General features: G+C 77.2%; 22 protein-coding genes. 11 read left to right on the forward strand and 11 right to left on the reverse strand.

The features are described from left to right. Positions 1-19: 19 nt before the first annotated feature. On the reverse strand, positions 20-739 hold the full coding sequence (locus tag JIG38_RS09255) for an MBL fold metallo-hydrolase (RefSeq protein ID WP_199423502.1): 720 nt from the start codon (positions 737-739) through the stop codon (positions 20-22). Between the two features lie 120 nt (positions 740-859). On the opposite strand from JIG38_RS09255, the gene JIG38_RS09260 reads away from it, so the two are divergent. Then, on the forward strand, positions 860-1,423 hold the full coding sequence (locus JIG38_RS09260) for a TetR/AcrR family transcriptional regulator (RefSeq protein WP_199423503.1): 564 nt from the start codon (positions 860-862) through the stop codon (positions 1,421-1,423). A gap of 45 nt (positions 1,424-1,468) precedes the next feature. Here the strand turns inward: JIG38_RS09260 and JIG38_RS09265 are convergent, their stop codons facing one another. Next, complete coding sequence (locus JIG38_RS09265) at positions 1,469-2,440, reverse strand: GlxA family transcriptional regulator (RefSeq protein WP_199423504.1); 972 nt, start codon at positions 2,438-2,440, stop codon at positions 1,469-1,471. A 93-nt stretch (positions 2,441-2,533) separates the two neighbouring features. Between JIG38_RS09265 and JIG38_RS09270 the strand changes: the two genes are divergently transcribed. Continuing rightward, positions 2,534-2,683, forward strand: coding sequence for a hypothetical protein (locus tag JIG38_RS09270; protein WP_199423505.1), 150 nt, complete (start codon positions 2,534-2,536; stop codon positions 2,681-2,683). 77 nt (positions 2,684-2,760) lie between these two features. Further along, a complete protein-coding gene (locus tag JIG38_RS09275; RefSeq protein ID WP_199423506.1) occupies positions 2,761-3,369 on the forward strand; it encodes a GDSL-type esterase/lipase family protein in 609 nt (202 codons plus the stop codon). Positions 3,370-3,393: 24 nt separating this feature from the next. Here the strand turns inward: JIG38_RS09275 and JIG38_RS09280 are convergent, their stop codons facing one another. The 3 genes from JIG38_RS09280 to JIG38_RS09290 form a co-directional block, all read right to left on the reverse strand. Beyond that, on the reverse strand, positions 3,394-4,017 hold the full coding sequence (locus tag JIG38_RS09280) for a PadR family transcriptional regulator (protein ID WP_199423507.1): 624 nt from the start codon (positions 4,015-4,017) through the stop codon (positions 3,394-3,396). Further along, positions 4,014-4,850 (reverse strand): DUF4097 family beta strand repeat-containing protein, encoded by an 837-nt coding sequence (locus tag JIG38_RS09285; RefSeq protein ID WP_199423508.1) that lies wholly within the window; start codon positions 4,848-4,850, stop codon positions 4,014-4,016. Before JIG38_RS09285 ends, JIG38_RS09280 begins: the two co-directional genes overlap by 4 nt. Before the next feature lie 201 nt (positions 4,851-5,051). Next, the gene (locus JIG38_RS09290; protein ID WP_199423510.1) at positions 5,052-6,140 is read right to left on the reverse strand and encodes a type IV pilus twitching motility protein PilT; all 1,089 of its coding nucleotides are present in this window, start codon (positions 6,138-6,140) and stop codon (positions 5,052-5,054) included. A 172-nt stretch (positions 6,141-6,312) separates the two neighbouring features. Between JIG38_RS09290 and JIG38_RS21245 the strand changes: the two genes are divergently transcribed. Then, positions 6,313-6,387 (forward strand): 50S ribosomal protein bL37, encoded by a 75-nt coding sequence (locus JIG38_RS21245; RefSeq protein WP_155859599.1) that lies wholly within the window; start codon positions 6,313-6,315, stop codon positions 6,385-6,387. Positions 6,388-6,491: 104 nt separating this feature from the next. Here the strand turns inward: JIG38_RS21245 and rsrA are convergent, their stop codons facing one another. Both rsrA and JIG38_RS09300 read right to left on the reverse strand, forming a co-directional pair. Beyond that, positions 6,492-6,806, reverse strand: a complete 315-nt coding sequence (gene rsrA, locus JIG38_RS09295) for a mycothiol system anti-sigma-R factor (RefSeq protein WP_307844750.1) — start codon at positions 6,804-6,806, stop codon at positions 6,492-6,494. Further along, on the reverse strand, positions 6,803-7,504 hold the full coding sequence (locus tag JIG38_RS09300) for a sigma-70 family RNA polymerase sigma factor (RefSeq protein WP_372419882.1): 702 nt from the start codon (positions 7,502-7,504) through the stop codon (positions 6,803-6,805). Before JIG38_RS09300 ends, rsrA begins: the two co-directional genes overlap by 4 nt. Positions 7,505-7,648: 144 nt before the next feature. Between JIG38_RS09300 and JIG38_RS09305 the strand changes: the two genes are divergently transcribed. The 4 genes from JIG38_RS09305 to hisN all read left to right on the forward strand — a co-directional run bounded on the left by JIG38_RS09305 (position 7,649) and on the right by hisN (position 11,662). Next, positions 7,649-8,290, forward strand: coding sequence for a DoxX family membrane protein (locus JIG38_RS09305; protein WP_199423513.1), 642 nt, complete (start codon positions 7,649-7,651; stop codon positions 8,288-8,290). Positions 8,291-8,371: 81 nt separating this feature from the next. Then, positions 8,372-9,697: a 3-phosphoshikimate 1-carboxyvinyltransferase gene (aroA, locus tag JIG38_RS09310; protein ID WP_199423515.1), complete on the forward strand. Its 1,326-nt coding sequence runs from the start codon at positions 8,372-8,374 to the stop codon at positions 9,695-9,697. Between the two features lie 22 nt (positions 9,698-9,719). Beyond that, positions 9,720-10,799 (forward strand): ribosome small subunit-dependent GTPase A, encoded by a 1,080-nt coding sequence (gene rsgA, locus JIG38_RS09315; protein ID WP_199423516.1) that lies wholly within the window; start codon positions 9,720-9,722, stop codon positions 10,797-10,799. 62 nt (positions 10,800-10,861) lie between these two features. Next, complete coding sequence (gene hisN / locus JIG38_RS09320) at positions 10,862-11,662, forward strand: histidinol-phosphatase (protein WP_199423518.1); 801 nt, start codon at positions 10,862-10,864, stop codon at positions 11,660-11,662. 3 nt (positions 11,663-11,665) lie between these two features. Here the strand turns inward: hisN and JIG38_RS09325 are convergent, their stop codons facing one another. From JIG38_RS09325 to JIG38_RS09335, 3 genes are read right to left on the reverse strand one after another with little or no spacing between them, the layout of a single operon-like run. Continuing rightward, a complete protein-coding gene (locus tag JIG38_RS09325; protein ID WP_199423520.1) occupies positions 11,666-12,133 on the reverse strand; it encodes a DUF6912 family protein in 468 nt (155 codons plus the stop codon). A gap of 16 nt (positions 12,134-12,149) precedes the next feature. Next, the gene (locus JIG38_RS09330; RefSeq protein ID WP_199423521.1) at positions 12,150-13,442 is read right to left on the reverse strand and encodes a CpaE/TadZ family protein; all 1,293 of its coding nucleotides are present in this window, start codon (positions 13,440-13,442) and stop codon (positions 12,150-12,152) included. Then, positions 13,439-14,158 (reverse strand): hypothetical protein, encoded by a 720-nt coding sequence (locus JIG38_RS09335; protein WP_199423523.1) that lies wholly within the window; start codon positions 14,156-14,158, stop codon positions 13,439-13,441. Before JIG38_RS09335 ends, JIG38_RS09330 begins: the two co-directional genes overlap by 4 nt. Positions 14,159-14,381: 223 nt before the next feature. Between JIG38_RS09335 and JIG38_RS09340 the strand changes: the two genes are divergently transcribed. After that, positions 14,382-14,633 carry a helix-turn-helix transcriptional regulator gene (locus JIG38_RS09340; RefSeq protein ID WP_199423525.1) on the forward strand — a complete coding sequence of 84 codons (252 nt, stop codon included), beginning with the start codon at positions 14,382-14,384 and terminating at the stop codon, positions 14,631-14,633. On the opposite strand, the gene JIG38_RS09345 is transcribed toward JIG38_RS09340, so the two are convergent. Beyond that, on the reverse strand, positions 14,610-15,140 hold the full coding sequence (locus tag JIG38_RS09345; RefSeq protein ID WP_199423527.1) for a hypothetical protein: 531 nt from the start codon (positions 15,138-15,140) through the stop codon (positions 14,610-14,612). The genes JIG38_RS09340 and JIG38_RS09345 overlap by 24 nt on opposite strands. Before the next feature lie 134 nt (positions 15,141-15,274). Between JIG38_RS09345 and JIG38_RS09350 the strand changes: the two genes are divergently transcribed. Together JIG38_RS09350 and JIG38_RS09355 are read left to right on the forward strand one after the other, a co-directional pair. Next, entirely contained in the window at positions 15,275-16,108 is an 834-nt protein-coding gene (locus JIG38_RS09350) for a LysM peptidoglycan-binding domain-containing protein (protein WP_199423529.1), read from the forward strand. Beyond that, the gene (locus JIG38_RS09355) at positions 16,105-16,686 is read left to right on the forward strand and encodes an Rv3235 family protein (RefSeq protein WP_199423531.1); all 582 of its coding nucleotides are present in this window, start codon (positions 16,105-16,107) and stop codon (positions 16,684-16,686) included. Before JIG38_RS09350 ends, JIG38_RS09355 begins: the two co-directional genes overlap by 4 nt. Positions 16,687-16,730: the final 44 nt, after the last annotated feature.

Below are 16,730 nucleotides of genomic sequence, written 5' to 3' on the forward strand. Positions count from 1 at the left end.
GCCGGCCGCCGTCGTGCCCTCAGCGACCGGCGGCGGCGCGGACCTCCTGCGCGAGGGCCGCGGTACCGCCGCCCCACGGGGCGCCGTGACCCGGCAGCACCCACGTCGCGTCGAGCCCGGCGAGCCGGTCGAGCGACGCGAGCGCCTGCGCGGGGTCGTCCGTGAACGGAGCGGGCTGGGGGCCGCGGCGGCCGGTGAGCACGTGGCGCGTCGTCAGCGCGTCGCCCACGAAGACCGCCGAGACGGACGGGACGTGGACCGCGATGCTGCCGGGCGAGTGCCCCGGCAGCCCGACGACGCGGGGGGACCCGGGCAGGTCGAGGACGTCGCCGTCGTGGACCTCGCTCACCTCGCGGACGTAGGTGGTGCGCAGCCCGCCGTGGCGCGCCGTGTTGACGAGGAAGCCGACGGTGGGCCCGGGTCGCCAGGGCCCCCACGACGGCGACGGCGCCTTCTCCAGGCCACGCGCCCGTGCGGCGTCGGCCGCGTGGACGTGCACGGGGACGCCGTGGTCCCGGCGCAGGCGCTCGGCGAAGCCGAGGTGGTCGGTGTCCCCGTGCGTGAGGACGACGCCGCGGACGTCGCCCACCGACAGCCCGAGGCCCTCGAGCTCGGCCGTGAGCTGCCGCCAGTGCCCGGGGAGGCCGGCGTCGACGACCAGCACGCCCTCCGGCGCGACGACGAGGTAGGCGGCGACGACGTCGTCCCCGATGCGGTGCAGGTGCGGCGCGAGTCTCATGGTGACCTCCGGGGACGTGGCGTGCGACGACGGGGCGTGGCATCATGGCTATGTTGCTTAGCCTTCATGGCTAATGTACATAGCCATATCCGTCCGAGCAAGAGCCGACCCGGAGGACCCGTGCCCGCACCGAGCCGCACGTCGCGCGACGCCATCGTCCTCGCCGCGGGCGAGACCCTCGAGGTCGACGGCCTCGACGGGCTGACGATGCAGGCCGTCGCCGCCCGCGTCGGCGTCCGGGCACCGTCCCTCTACAAGCACGTCCAGGGTCGCGACGACCTGGTGCGCCTCGTCACGGAGGCCGCCGTCATCGAGCTCGCCGGACGGATGGAGGCGGCCGCGCCCGAGGGCACCGAGCCGCGCGCGGCGCTGCACGCGGCGGCGCGCGCGCTGCGCGCCTTCGGCCACGCACGCCCGGGCGCCTTCCGGCTGATCTTCTCCCCCGGCCCGGCCGCCACCCTTCCCGACCCCGGCGTCGCGCTGCGCGGCGTCGCGGTGGTGATGCGGGTGGCGACCGAGCTCGCCGGGCCGGACCACGCGCTCGAGGCGGCACGCACGCTCACCGCGTGGGCGAGCGGCTTCATCGCGATGGAGCTCGCCGGCGCCTTCCGCATGGGCGGCGACGTCGACCGTGCGTTCGACTACGGGGCGCGCCGGCTCGCGGACGCGCTCGCGCGCGACTGACCCGCGGGTCCGGCCCACCGGGCACCGGCGGGCCGGCGTCGTGCGTCAGGAGGCCTGCCCGCGCGCCGCGTCGCAGCCGAACGTGCGCCGGTAGGCCGCGGGGCTCGTGCCGAGCTCGCGCGCGAAGTGGTGGCGCAGGCCCGCCGCCCCGCCGAAGCCCGCGCGCCGACCGACCTCCTCGACGGGGAGGTCGGTCTCCTCGAGCAGCTCCTGCGCGCGCAGCAGGCGCTGCCGCGCGGTCCACAGCGCGGGCGTCGTGCCGGTCTCGGCCCGGAACCGCCGCGCGAACGTGCGCTCGGACATCCGCGCGCGGCGCGCGAGGACCGGCACCGTGATCTCCTCGTCGAGGTGCTCGGCGACCCAGGCGAGCAGGGGGGCCAGCTCGCCGTCGCCCGCGGCGGGCACCGGGCTGTCGATGAACTGCGCCTGGCCCCCGTCCCGGTGGGGCGGGACGACCATGCGGCGCGCGATCGCCGCGGCGGCGGCCGCACCGAGCTCGCGGCGCACGAGGTGCAGCCCGGCGTCGATGCCGGCGGCGGTCCCGGCGCTGGTCACCACGCGCCGGTCCTCGACGTAGAGCACCGCCGGGTCGACCTCCGCCCGCGGGTACTCGCGCGCGAGCTGGTCGGTGTACATCCAGTGCGTCGTGCAGCGCCGCCCGTCGAGGAGGCCCGCGCGGGCGAGGGCGAAGGCGCCGCTGCACACGCTCAGCACCCACGCGCCACGGCGCTCGGCGTCGCGCAGCACGTCGAGGACGACCTCGGGCACCTCCTGGTCCGCGCCGTAGGCCGGCATGACGACGAGGTCGGCGTCGGCGGTCGCACCGAGGCCCTCGTGGACGACGAGCTCCATGCCGAGCTTGGTGGGCACGAGGCCCGGCTCGGGCGTGCAGATCGTGAAGTCGAAGGCCGGCCCGCCGGTGTCGGTCCGGTCGATGCCGAAGATCTCGCACACGACGCCGAGCTCGAACGGCGCGATGCCCGGCAGGACGACGACGGCGACGGTGCGGAGCGGCATGCGTCGAGTGTGCCACGGCGATGGCAGGAAGTCGATGAAGTGTGGCCGTCCTGCCACTCGTGGCACGATGTGACCGGCGCAACACTTTCTGCCATGACCACTCTCCTCGTCCTCTCCGCCCTGCTCCTCCTCCTCGGGCTCGTCGCGACGCTGCTCGGCGCGGTGCGCGGCGACGGCTACGGCCACCGGCCGCCGCCCGCCTCGCACTGGTCGGACGACGACCACGTCGCGCCCGCCCGCTGACCCGGGCACCGCGCGTCGCGGCCGCGGCGCCGGGCCACCTCCGCCACACTGTGCAGGCACCGACCTGACAGGAGGACGTGGTGGACCCCGCCCGGCGCATCTGCGTGATCGGCGACGAGCTCGTCGCCGGGTCCGGCGACCCCAAGGCGCTCGGCTGGGTGGGCCGGGTCGCGGCCCGCACGCCGCTCGAGCCCCTGCCCCACGTGCTCACGCTCGCCGTGCCGCACGAGACGACGACGGCGCTCTCGGCCCGGTGGCAGGCCGAGACCGCGCTGCGGCTCGGTCCCCCGCCCGCCGAGGGCCAGCACCACCTGGTCGTGGGCCTCGGGCGCGCGGACCTCGATGCCGGCCTGTCGCTCGCCCGCAGCCGGCTCAACCTGGCCAACATCCTCGACGTCGCCGACTCCCAGCGCCTGAGCACCTTCGTCGTGGGCCCGCCGCCCAGCGCGCGGCTCGACGCCGACCGCCAGGCCGAGCTGTCCGCCGCCTTCGCCGACGTCGCGGCGCGACGCCGCGTCCCCTACGTCGAGACCTACGCGCCGCTCGCGCGCCACGAGCAGTGGCTCGCCGACCTCGCGAGCGGCGACGGCAGCACCCCCGGCCAGGCCGGCTACGGCCTCATGGCGTGGCTCGTGCTGCACACCGGCTGGCACCGGTGGCTCGGCCTGCCCGACGACGCCGTCTGACCGCTTCCCGCGCGTCGCCGCCGCTCAGCGCGGCAGGGTCGCGCGCACCGCGCTCGCGGCACCGTCGAGGACGGTGCGGAGCGTCTCGACGGTGAGCGCGTCGACCCCGCCCTGCCGGTCCGCACGGCGCAGGTCCGCGCGCAGGTCGTCGCGGAAGCGCTGCAGCAGCACCTCGGCCTCGGCCCGGTGGTGCGGCTGCCGGTGCGGCGGCGCGTGCGGGTGCGGCGGCACGGGCGGCGGGACGTGCGCGCGCGAGCCGGCGCGGGCCTGCTGCGCCGCGGCCGCGAGGTCCGCGCGCAGGCCCGCCATCGAGTCGCGGACGTCGTCGCGCAGGCGCCCAGCGAGCGCGCGCACGGTCTCGGCCAGGTCCTCCTCGAGGGCCGCGAGGTCCCCGCGCCGCGCGGCGAGCTCGGCGCGCCCCGCGTCCGTGAGCGTGTAGGTGGCCTTCCGGCCGTCGTCGTGCCGGCGGACGAGGCCCTCCTCCTCGAGCCGCGCCAGGCGCGGGTAGACCGTGCCCGGGCTCGGCCGGTAGGTCCCCCCGAACCGGTCGCTGAGCGCGGTGATGAGCTCGTACCCGTGCCGCGGGCCCGCCTCGAGGAGTGCGAGCAGGTACAGCCGCAGCTGGCCGTGGGCGAAGACGGGCGTCACCGGTCCACCGGCTCGCTCGGCACGGGGACGCCGCGCAGGACCGTGACGTGACCCGAGACGCTCGTCGTGCTGATGACGCTCGGGCCCGTGCCGGGCTCCTCCACCACGGTGGCCGCCCCCAGCGAGGGCCCGCGGTGCTCGCGGCCGTCGACGACCGTGCGGCCCGCGGCGCTGCGCGCCTCGACGCGCACGCCCGATCCCGCGGGCAGCCGCACGGTGACGTCGCCCGAGACCGACGTGACCGCGACGGCGGTGTGCGTGCCGCGCACGTCGAGGGTGAGGTCGCCCGAGACGGCGTTGGCGGTGACGCGCGTCAGCGCGCCCGAGGCCGTGACCGAGCCGGACACCGTGGTGAGGCGCAGGTCGCCGTCGTGCTCGCGGACGACGACGTCGCCCGAGACGGTGGTGCCGTGCAGCGTCCCGCGCGTCGAGTCGGTCACGAGCTGGCCGGACACGGTCGAGACGCTCACGTCCTCGCCCACGCCCGCGACGAGCGCGTCGGCGCTCACGGTGCCCAGCCGCACGCGCGTGCCGCGCGGCACGGCGACGTGCACGTCGACGCTGTCGCGGTCCGCGAACGTGCGCAGCTTGTCGAGGAAGGACTCCCAGCCGCCGAGGGTGAAGCTGTAGCCGACGGCGAGCTCGCCGTCGCGCAGGGTCACCTCGAGCGGGCGGCCGCGGACGGCGTGCACCTCGATGCGCGCCCCGGTCGCCTCGGGGTCCTCGTGCACGACGACGTCGACCCGCCCCGCGACCAGCTGGACGCGCAGGGCGCGGACCTCGTCGACCTCGAGGATCTGGGGGCCCGGCAGGACCCAGGACTCGGTGGGCATGGTGTCGCTCCGTTCGAGATATATCGCGTTTGCCATGACACGTTATATCTCGACATGGTGCGCGGGCGCAACGGTCCGTGGCGACGCTCCTCGACACCGCGGGGGCGGGCGCACGGCGGTCCCGACGCGCCGAGGGCCGGCCACACGACGTGGCCGGCCCTCGGGGCGGTGCGGGTGCGCGGGCGCGCGGGTCGCTCCGCGTCAGCGCATGATGCCGGCGCCGCGCAGCTCGACCGTGAGGTCCTGCGGGTTGCTCGCGACGAGGCACGCGTCCTCGTAGCTCACGACGCCGTCGCGGATGAGGCGGAACAGGTGCTGGTCGAAGGTCTGCATCTTGTAGTACTCGCCCTCCTTGATGAGGTCGACGAGCGGCGGTGCGTTGTACGGGTCCACGATCGCCTCGGCGGTGCGGCCCGTGTTGACCATGACCTCGATCGCCGCGGCGCGGCCCGAGCCGTCGGCCTTGCGCACGAGGCGCTGGGACACCACGCCCCGCAGCGCCTGCGCGAGCGCGTGCCGCACCTGCTTCTGCTCGTGCGGCGGGAAGAAGTCGACGATGCGGTTGATCGTCTCCTGCGCGTCGATGGTGTGGAGCGTCGACATGACGAGGTGGCCCGTCTCGGCCGCCGAGAGGGCGGCGCGGACCGTCTCCACGTCGCGCATCTCGCCGACGAGGATGACGTCGGGGTCCTGGCGCATCGCCGCACGGAGCGCGACCGTGAAGTCCGCGGTGTCGAAGCGCACCTCGCGCTGGGAGATGATCGCCTTCTTGTCGGCGTGCAGGATCTCGATCGGGTCCTCGATCGTGATGATGTTGCACTCCTTGTAGGTGTTCACGAGGTCCACCATGGAGGCGAGGGTCGTCGTCTTGCCCGAGCCCGTGGGGCCCGTGACGAGCACGAGGCCGCGCGGCTCGAGCGCGAGCTCGCCGACCACCTCGGGCAGCCCGAGCTCGACCAGCGACTGCGCGCCGACCGCGACGCGGCGGAACACCATGCCCAGCGTGCCGCGGGCCTGGTACGCGTTGACCCGGAACCGGCCGACACCCGGGATCGAGTACGCGAAGTCCGCCTCGTGCGTGCGCTCGAACTGCTCGCGCATCGTGTCGGGCAGGACCTCGTCGACCATGTGCCGCGTGTCGGCGGGCTTGAGGTCGGGCACCTGCAGCCGCCGCAGGCGGCCGTCGACGCGCACCCGCGGGGCCGAGCCCACCTTGCAGTGCAGGTCGGAGCCACCGCTGCTCGTCAGGGCGTGCAGGAGCGGGATCACGGACTGGGGCTCGTCACTCACCCCCGAAGAATCGGGCGCCAGGACCCCCGACTTGAGCGTTCCGGGCCGACGACCTGCCCACGGGCTGCGCACCGCCACCACGCCCCCGTGCGCGGACGCACCCGGCGGTGTGGGACCATGGACGCCGCCGCGGGCCCGGACGGGCCCCCGGAGTCACAGCGAGGAGCACCCGATGAGCAAGCGCGGACGCAAGCGCCGTTCCCGCAAGGGCAGCGCCGCCAACCACGGCAACCGCCCCAACGCCTGAGCCGTCGGCGGTGGGCGGGCCCTCGGTCCCCCACCGCCCGGCCCGGCCGCCGTCGCAGGCCGTCGCCCGGACCGCCCCGCTGCCGATGCAGCGGCCGCCCCGGATCAGCCCAGCGTCTGGGTGCGCAGCACCGTGAGCTGCTGACGGATCCGCACGTGCAGCTCCGGCGGCGCGCAGTCGGAGCAGGACCGCTTGACGAGCTTCTTCACGTGGTCCTCGATGTCGTACTCCGCGAGGCACGGCTCGCAGTCCGCGAGGTGCTCGCGGATGAGGTCGCCCTCGGCCTCGCCGATCTCGGCGTCGAGGAACGCGAACAGCTTGCTCAGCGCCTCCGCGCAGTCGACCCTGACGTGCGCCCCGTCCCCCACGGTCGCACCGGTGCCCTGCTCCGTCCCCTCGGACGGCCTCTCCTGCGTCACTGCGTGCCTCCCTCGGCAGCCGGGACGAGCCCGCGCTCGCGGGCGTAGTCGGTGAGGAGCTCGCGGAGCTGGTGCCGGCCGCGGTGCAGCCGGGACATCACGGTGCCGATCGGTGTCCCCATGATCTCCGCGATCTCCTTGTAGGCGAAGCCCTCGACGTCGGCGAGGTAGACCGCGATCCGGAAGTCCTCGGGGATCGCCTGCAGCGCGTCCTTGACGTCGGAGTCCGGCAGCCGGTCGAGCGCCTCGGCCTCGGCCGAGCGCAGGCCCGACGACGTGTGCGACGCCGCACGCGCGATCTGCCAGTCCTCGATGTCCTCGGCGGCGGACTTCAGCGGCTCGCGCTGCTTCTTGCGGTAGGTGTTGATGAAGGTGTTCGTGAGGATCCGGTACAGCCACGCCTTGAGGTTGGTGCCCGGGCGGTACTGGTGGAAGGCCGCGAACGCCTTGGCGATCGTCTCCTGGACCAGGTCCTCGGCGTCGGCCGGGTTGCGCGTCATGCGCAGGGCGGCGGAGTACAGCTGGTCGACGTGGACCAGCGCCTCCTCCTCGAACCGCGCGGCGCGGGCGGAGGCGTCCTCCTCGGGCGCGCGCTGGGTGTCCTCGCTCATCACCCGCGAGCCTAGTGCCCGCCGGAGGGTCCGCCACGGCGCCGCCGGGCTGACGCCGGGCGACGGGGCGAGGAGGACTGCGGCCATGCACGGGAGAACAGCGTCCCGGCGCGGCGCATTCCGCCGGTCCGGCCCGGGCCGGGCCGGACGCACACCCGGGGCCCGCACACGGGTGCCGACCGGCGGGTGACGCGTTAGCGTCAGGAGCACGCCGAGACCGAGGAGACGTCGATGCTGGTCCGCCGGATCGCCAGGCCCCTGTTCGCCGCATGGTTCCTCTCCGAGGGGCTGGACGCGGTCCGCCGGCCGGACCCGCACCTGGCCCGGACGGACGCCGCCTGGCACACGCTCGGGCGGGGCCGCCTCCCCCAGCCGCCCGACGACGACCGCATGCGGCTCCTCGTCCGCGCGCACGGGGCCGCGATGGCGGTCGCCGCGCTGCTCCTCGCCCTCGGCCGCGTGCCCCGCACCGCGGCGCTCGCGCTCGCGGCGCTCACCGTGCCGCTCGCGGTCGTCAACCAGCCGTTCGGCGCGGCCGCGCGGATCGTGGCGACGGCCTCCGACGCGGCCACCGCCGCGCGCGGGCGCAGCCGCTTCGGCCGCCCCGTGGGCGCCACGGGCGGCGTCGCGTCCGCGTCGGTGCGCGCCGACGGGGCCGACCGCGCCGCGGTGCGCGAGCGCTTCGTGCGGAACCTCACGATGATCGGCGGGGCGCTCATCGCGGGCCTCGACCACGAGGGGCGTCCGGGGCTGGCCTGGCGGCTCGACCACGCGCGCACCGACCGCGCGACCGCCCGGGAGGCCCGTCGCGCGGTCGTGGCGGCGACGCGCGAGGCCAAGGCCGCCGTGCGCGAGGCGCGCCGCGCGCACTGAGCGCGGACGGCCGGGGCGCCGGTCCCGCGGGGTCGGCGGACGGTCCGGCGGACGCCGACGGTCCGCCGGTAGCCTCGGGCCATGACCTCGCAGCCCACCGCGCCGACCGCACCGGACACCGCCGCGCCCGCGGACCCGTGGCCCGCGCCCGTCGCCGCCGGACCGCTCGACGCCCTCGTCGACGTGCCGGGCTCGAAGTCCCTGATGAACCGCTACCTCGTCCTCGCGGCGCTCGCGGAGGGGCCGGGCCGCCTGCGGGGCGCCCTGGCCTCGCGGGACACCCTGCTCATGGCGCGCGCGCTCGAGCAGCTCGGGGCGCGGGTCCGCCGCGACGGCACCGACTGGGCCGTCGACCCGCTGCCGCGCTCGACCGGGGCGCGCGAGCCGGTCGACGTCGACTGCGGGCTCGCCGGGACCGTGATGCGCTTCCTGCCCGCCGTCGCGGCGCTCACGGGACGTCCCGTCCGCTTCGACGGGGACCCCGAGGCGCGCGTGCGGCCCATGGCCCCCGTCCTGCGCGCGCTGCGCGCGCTCGACGTGCGGGTCGAGGACGACGGCCGAGGGACGCTGCCCTTCACCGTCACGGGGTCGTCCGCCGTCGTCGGCGGGCAGGTCGGCGTCGACGCGAGCGGCTCGTCGCAGTTCGTCTCCGGGCTGCTCCTCGTCGGCGCGCTCCTGCCGCGCGGGCTGACCGTGCGGCACACGGGCACGACGCTGCCGAGCCTGCCCCACATCCGGATGACGGTGGAGGTGCTCCGGGAGGCCGGCGTCGTGGTCGACGACTCGCGGCCGGACATCTGGCGCGTCGAGCCCGGTCCGGTCGCGGCGCGCGACGTGCGCGTCGAGCCCGACCTGTCGAACGCCGCGCCGTTCCTGTGCGCCGCGCTCGCGGTCGGCGGCACGGTGCGCGTGCCCGGCTGGCCCGCGCGCACGACCCAGCCGGGCGCGATGCTCCCCGACCTGCTCACGGCCATGGGCGGCAGCGTGGCGCTCGACGGCGACGTGCTCGCGGTCACCGGGACCGGGACGGTCCGCGGGATCGACGTCGACCTCCACGCCGCGGGCGAGATCGCCCCCACCATCGCGGCGCTGGCGACGCTCGCCGACTCGCCCACGCGCCTGCGCGGCATCGCGCACGTCCGCAACCACGAGACCGACCGGCTGACCGCGCTCGCGACCGAGATCGTGCGCCTCGGCGGCCAGGCCGAGCAGACGGCCGACGGCCTCGTCATCACCCCGCGGCCCCTGCACGGCGCGACGGTCCGCACCTACCGCGACCACCGCATGGCCACCGCGGCCGCCCTCATCGGGCTGCGCGTGCCCGGCGTCGAGGTCGTCGACGTCGCGACGACCGGCAAGACCCTGCCGGACTTCGTCGGCATGTGGACGGGGATGCTCGCGCGATGAGCCGGGCGGGGGTGACGCGCGCGTGAGCCCGCGACGCTACGACGAGAGCGACGTCCGCAGCCGGCCCAACCCGCGCGGCTCGCGCCCCCGGACCAAGCAGCGCCCCGGCCACGAGGACGCGGTCGAGGCGCTCGTCACCGGCGTCGACCGGGGCCGCTACCACCTGCTCGTCGGGCCGGGCGGCGACGACGAGCGGGTGGTGCTCGCGATGAAGGCGCGCGAGCTCGGCCGCGAGCGCGTCGTGTGCGGCGACCGGGTCGACGTCGTCGGGGACACGAGCGGCGCCACGGGGTCGCTCGCCCGCATCGTGCGGATCGGCGAGCGCTCGACCGTCCTGCGTCGCACCGCGGACGACACGGACCCCGTCGAGCGCGTCATCGTCGCCAACGCGGGGCAGCTCGTCATCGTCACGGCGCTCGCCGACCCGGAGCCGCGCACGCGCATGATCGACCGGTGCGTCGTCGCGGCGTACGACGCGGGCATGGACGCGCTGCTGTGCCTCACCAAGGCGGACCTCGCCGACCCCGCGCCGCTCGTCGCGCTCTACGAGCCGATCGGCGTCGACGTCGTCGTGACGTCGCGCTCGCGCGGCGACGCGACGATCGCCGCGGGCGCGGTGGGCGAGGCCGAGGAGCGGTGGGACGGGCTCGACGACGTCCGGGCGCGGCTCGCGGGGCGCACGTCGGTGCTCGTGGGCCACTCGGGCGTGGGCAAGTCGACGCTCGTCAACGCCCTGGTCCCGGACGCGCGGCGCGCGACGGGCAGCGTCAACGACGTCACCGGGCGGGGCAGGCACACGTCGTCGTCGGCGGTCGCGCTGCGGCTGCCGGAGCGCGCCGGCTGGGTCATCGACACGCCCGGGGTGCGGTCCTTCGGGCTCGCGCACGTGCAGCCGGACAGCCTGCTCGGCGCGTTCGCCGACCTCGCGTCGGTCGCGACGGAGCGCTGCCCGCGCGGGTGCTCGCACGCGGCCGACGCGCCCGACTGCGCGCTGGACGAGTGGGTCGCGGAGGCCGAGGGACCCGAGCGCGAGCAGCGGGAGGTCCGGGTCGACTCGATGCGGCGCCTGCTCGCGGCGCGCACGGCGTCCGACCAGGCCTGAGGCCGCGGGCGGGCCGGCGCCGGGTCCCGGGCCCGACGCCGCGCGCCCGGTACGGTGCAGCCATGACGCGCTCGGGCTACGACGACGACCTCCGCCTCGCCCACGTGATCGCCGACCAGGTCGACTCGACGACCACGGCCCGGTTCAAGGCGCAGGACCTCCAGGTCGACACCAAGCCCGACACGACCCCCGTCACCGACGCGGACCGGCGCGCGGAGGAGATCGTCCGCGCGCAGCTCGCCCGGACGCGCCCGCGCGACGCCGTCGTCGGCGAGGAGCTGCCCGACACGGGCCACGGGCCGCGCCAGTGGGTGATCGACCCCATCGACGGGACCAAGAACTTCGTGCGCGGCGTGCCCGTGTGGGCCACGCTCATCGCGCTCGTCGACGACGGGCGGCCCGTCGTGGGCCTCGTCAGCGCGCCCGCGCTGGGGCGGCGCTGGTGGGCGGCCGAGGGCTCAGGCGCCTGGACGGGCCGGTCGCTGTCCGCGGCGTCGCGCCTGCGCGTGTCGCAGGTGAGCCGGCTCGAGGACGCCTCGCTGTCCTACTCGAGCCTCGACGGCTGGGAGGCGCGCGGCCGGCAGGGGGCGTTCCTCGACCTCGCGCGGTCGGTGTGGCGCACGCGCGCGTACGGCGACTTCTGGTCCTACATGCTCGTCGCGGAGGGCGCCGTCGACGTCGCGACCGAGCCCGAGCTCGCGCTGCACGACATGGCCGCGCTCGTGCCGATCGTCACCGAGGCGGGCGGCCGGTTCACGTCGCTCTCGGGCGAGCCGGGGCCGTTCGGCGGCTCGGCCGTCGCGACCAACGGCCTGCTGCACGACCAGGTGCTCGCGCTGCTCGACCCCTTCGGCGAGGGCTGAGGCTCAGCCGCGCACGCTCTTCGCCAGGCGCGACAGCTCGCTGACGTCGTACCAGAGCAGGTCCCGCTCGGCCAGGCGCTCGAGCGCGGCCTCGTCGCCCCCGGCGGCGGCCACGACGTCGGCCTCCGCAGCGGCCTCGTCGACGTGCGCGCACGCGACGTCGTCCCAGCCGACCGTGCTCGTGAGGCGGACCGCGCTCGGCGCGTGCGCCTCGCCCGCGTCGACCGCGTCCACGACGGCGTCGGGCACGTCCGCGGCGACGACGACGCGCCGGCGGCCCGCGCGCGACCCGGTGTCGAGCGCGTCGAGGCTGTCGTCCGCGGCGAGGAGCTGGGCCGCGTACTCGAGGCCCTCGTCGTCCTCGTCGGGCAGCGCGGCGCGCAGCCCGGGTGTCACGGCATGGACCACGCGCGGGGCGAGGCCGCCGCGGGACCCCAGCTCGTCGAGACTCGAGGGCAGGTAGATGCGCACGGGACCAGTGTGCCGCTCAGCCGACCGGCACGGGGGTGAGCGCGCCGACGACGTGCCTCGCGAGCGCCTGGACCGCGCGGCGCGCCGGCGACCCCGGGGCGTGCTCGGTGAGCGTCCGGCCGGCGAGGAGCGCGCCGTCGCACGCGGGACGGTCCTCGGGCACGAGGTGCGCGTGGTCCACGCCCGCGTAGCGGTGCAGCGCGGCGCGCACCGCGTCGCCGGGGCGCGGCCCGCTCGCCGACGCGCGCAGGCGGTTGACGACCACGACCCGGCGCTCGGCGCCGACGCCGGCCTCGGTGAGGTCCCCCAGGGCCCGCACCAGCCGCTGGAGGCCGACCGGGTCGCCGGTGCCCACCACGACGACGGCGTCCGCCTCGGCGAGCGCAGAGAGGGTCGCGGCGTTGCGGCGGGGGGCGCGCGTGTCGTAGCTGAGCATCTCGTCGTCCTCGAGGCAGAAGCCGGTGTCCACCACCGTCCACGCGGCGAGGTCCCGCGCGGCCGCCCAGACGAGGTCGAGGCTCGGCCCGGGGACCTCGGGCCACCGCTCCGCGCGGCTGATGCCCGTGAGCACCCGCAGCCCGGGCGCCGCGACCGGCGTGAGGGTCGCGAGCACCGCGACGTCGAGGCGACCCGTCGTCGCCGCGCGGGCGGCGGCGGCCACACCGGGAGCCTCGTCGAGCAGTCCGAGCACCTGGGCGACGGTGCCGCCGTACGTGTCGGCGTCCACGAGGAGCGTGTCCCGCGCGGCGGCGTCGCCCGCGGCGCCGGGACGCGCGGCCGCGATCTCGGCGGCCAGCCCGACCGCGAGCGTCGTCCGCCCCGGCGCCCCGGTCGGCCCCCACACGGCGACGAGGCGTCCCGGCGGCGGCGCGGGAGCGCCCGGGGCGGAGACCGGGTCGGCCGGGCCGTCCAGCCGCGCCGCGACGCGCGCCGCGGGCGGCGGGGCGGCGGGGTCCGGCGCCACGTCCGCCGGCGCCGCGAGGGCGGCCTCGAGCGCGGCGACGACGTCGTGCGCGTCCCCGAGGACGCCGTCCGCACCGAGGTGACCGAGCCGGTCCCCGGGTGCACCGGGCACGACGACGACGCGCAGACCCGAGCCGCGCAGGTGCGCCACGGCCTCGCGGTCGAGCCCGGGCAGGTCCGCCGAGACCACCGCGAGCGCGCCGAGACCGGCGGCCCCCGCAGCGAGCAGCTCGGCCAGGTCGGCGCACCGGCGCGTGACCTCGAACCGGTGTCCGGCCGCGGCGAGCTCGCGCACGACGACGGTCTCGGCGGGCCCGCGCACCGCGCAGACCACTCCGGTCGTCACGAGGACCCCAGGCCGGGCACGACGACGACCTGCAGCTCGCCCTCGGCCGCGGTCGCCGCGAGCACGGTGGTGAGGCGGTCGAGCGGCACCAGAACGTGGACCGTCGTCGTGCCCCCGACCGCGAACGCGCCGTCGGCCTCCCCGACCTCGGCGACCGTCAGCGCCTCGGCGAGCGCGACCGGCTGCGGCGGCGCTGCGGGGTCGTCCGGCGAGCCGGAGGTCGCTCCCGTCGTGGCGGTCGCGGTGGGCGACGCGCCGACCTCGGGCACGAACCACAGGTCGACGACGGCGCCCGCGACGAGGCCGCTCGGCAGCACGCCCTCGACGGGCACGGCGACGGGCCGGACCTCGAGGGCGTCGACCTCGCCGAGGGCGCTGCGCGGCACGAGCTCGCCGTCGGCGACGGTGCGCTGGACGACCAGGCCCGCGGGCAGCGGGTCCGCCGCGCTGAGGTAGGCGTCGGTCGACGCGTCGAGGCGCACCTCGCGCACGGCCAGCGACGCCTCGTCGAGCGCCTGGCCGGGGACGAGCGAGCCGACGGCGACGTAGACCGGGACCGTCCGCGCGGCCGCGCCCACGGCCCAGCCGCCGAGCGCGACGGAGCCCGCGACGAGCACGAGACCGACGAGCAGTCGCGGGTCGCGCCAGCCCGGCCGCCGCAGGCGGGGCGCGACGGGGCGCGCGAGCGCGCCGGTGGTTGGTGCGGTGCGATCCATGTCGTCTGCGAGCCCGTCCCGAGGTCGTGGCGCACGGGCGTCCGGGATGAGGGAATCATCCCGGTCCGTGCGGGTCGCGCCGCATTCTGCCGGGTCCTGCCGCGTCGCGGGCCGCGGGTGTGGACGAGTACCCCGGACGAGTGACGCGTCGACGCCCGCCGGTGTGCCCCGGGCGCCTGTGGACGGCGCGTGACCCCGGTCCGGGGCGTGGCACACTGCCGCCATGGCGCCCCGGTTCCTCACGCTCGCCGACGTGAGAGAGATCCTCAACATCTCCTCGCCGCAGGCGTACGCGCTCGTGAAGTCGGGCGAGCTGCCCGCCATCCAGATCGGCGGCCGGAGCGTGTGGCGCGTCGAGGCGAGCGAGCTCGAGGCCTACATCGCGCGCATGTACGAGCAGACGCGCGCCCGCAGCGAGCGCGCGTCCGGCGCGGGCGCGGCCGCGGACGAGTCAGAGGCTGCTGACCAGCTGTAGCGCGCCGAAGGGCACGAGGCGCACCTCGCCCGTCGGCCGCTGAGCGTCGGGCCGGACGAGCGCGAGGGCGACGTGGTCCGCGCCCACCTCGTCGATCCGCCCGTCCAGGGTGCCCGCGGAGGTGACGACCCGGACGACGCTCCGGTCGCGTGACAGCGCGCGGAGCGCGTGCGCGATGCCGAGGCGCCGGTGCACCTCGCCCGCCGACCCGGCGCTCGGTGCGCCCACCCCCGCGACCGAGCCGACGGCCGCGAGCGGCACGAGATGCTCGCGGCCGGCCGCGACCAGCAGCACCCAGGTGGGACCGACGTCGGCCAGCTCGCCCTGCAGGACCGCCCCGCCCGCGAGCAGCGTCACGGTGGACCCACGGGCCGCCCGCAGGCGATCCACGAGCGTCACCGCGCCACGTTCGGCGCGGGTCAGCTCCGCGACCTCGGCGAGCCGGTCGTCCGTCTCCGCAGCCGCGAGCTGCAGCTCCATGTCCGCGAACAGCGCGTCCCACCGCATCCGCGCACCGTAGCGGGGCTGCCCCGGCTCGGCACCCGCCTGTCCACAGCCGGCGCACGGCACTGGACAGCACCTTCGTGCAACCAGCAGCATGCACCTGCATCAAACGACATCAAACGCAATGAAGGTGGGTCATGCCGACACGACGAGGCACGGGGCGGGCGCAGGCGCTGGCCGCGCTCCTGCGGGCGACGACCGCCCTGGCCGCGGCGCTCGCGGCGACCGGCGGCCTCGCCGGTGCGACCGGCGCGTTCTGGGACGAGGCGGCCGCGGTCGCGGCCGTGCCGACCGCCGCCGGTCTCGAGGCCGGCGTCGGCCTCGCGGTCACCGGCGTGGGCACGGCCGCGGCGGCCGTCCTCAGCGTCGGCTGCCTGCTCCTCGTCGTCGCCGCGGCAGCGCGCGTCGGCGGCGCCGTGCCGGCCGGCGTCGAGCGGGTCGCGGCCCGCCTGACACCGCGCGTGCTGCGTCGGGCGCTCGCGCTCGGCGTGGGCGGCCTGCTGGTGGCCGGACCGGCCGCGGCCGCGGTGCCCGATCCCGCCGGGCCGGACCTCGGGTGGACCGCGTCGGTCACGGCCGGGCCGGCCGGGGCCTCCCCGGTCGCCGCCGCCGTCCCGGTCGGTCTCGCGTCGGCCGCCGCGGACCCGGCGCCCCCGGCACCCGCCACCGCGGACCGGGCGACCACCGTGCGCACGTCCGGCACACACGCCGGGACACCACCGCCCGCGTCCACGCCCCTCGACGCGGGCGTCCACGTCGTCGTCGCCGGCGAGACCCTCTGGTCGGTCGCCGCCGACCACCTCGGCGGCGGCGCCACGGACGCCGAGATCGCCGCGGCGTGGCCGCGCTGGTACGCCGCGAACGCCGGCGTCGTCGGCGACGACCCCGACCTCGTCCTCCCCGGCCAGGTGCTCCACGCGCCGTCGGCCGCGTCCGCCACCGCCCCGCCGTCCCTCCAGGAGCAGCCATGACCGCGCTCGCCGCAGCCACCGTCGTCCCGCCGACCCGCACCGCGCGTCCGGCACCGCCCGCCGCGGTGCGTCGCCTCCGCACGGCGGGGCCTGGCGCCGCACCGCCGCTCCCGCGGCTCCTCCTGCCGCCCGTCACGGAACCCGCGGGCCGCGCGACGGCGCGGGACGCGGCGGCGCTCCAGGCTCCGATGCTCCGGCGCGTCACGTCCCCGGTGACCGAGACCTACTGGCCGGTGCCGGCGCCCGCGCCGGCGGACGACGTCGCACCCGACCCGACGCGGCTGTGCGGGTCGGTCGTGCTCGCGGCCGTCGAGGCGCTCGCGGGCGGACGACCCGTGCTGCAGCTCGCGCGCTGGGTCGGCCCGGCGGTCTACGAGTCGCTCGCGCGCCACTGCCCGCCGCCCGGCGGGTCGCTCGCGCGCCGACCCACGGTGCGCAGCACCGTGCTCTCCCGGGTCGGTCCCACGGTCGCGGAGGCGAGCGTCGTCGTGCACGACGGCACCCGGGTGCGCGCGGCCGCGGTGCGGATGGAGCTCCACCGCGGCACCTGGTGCGCGACGGTGCTCCAGATCGGCTGAGCCGCCCGGACCGTGGGTCCGGGCGGCTCAGGGGACGGGCAGCG

It is taken from the genome of Actinotalea solisilvae, from assembly GCF_016464425.1.
In the GTDB taxonomy this organism is placed as follows: domain Bacteria; phylum Actinomycetota; class Actinomycetes; order Actinomycetales; family Cellulomonadaceae; genus Actinotalea; species Actinotalea solisilvae.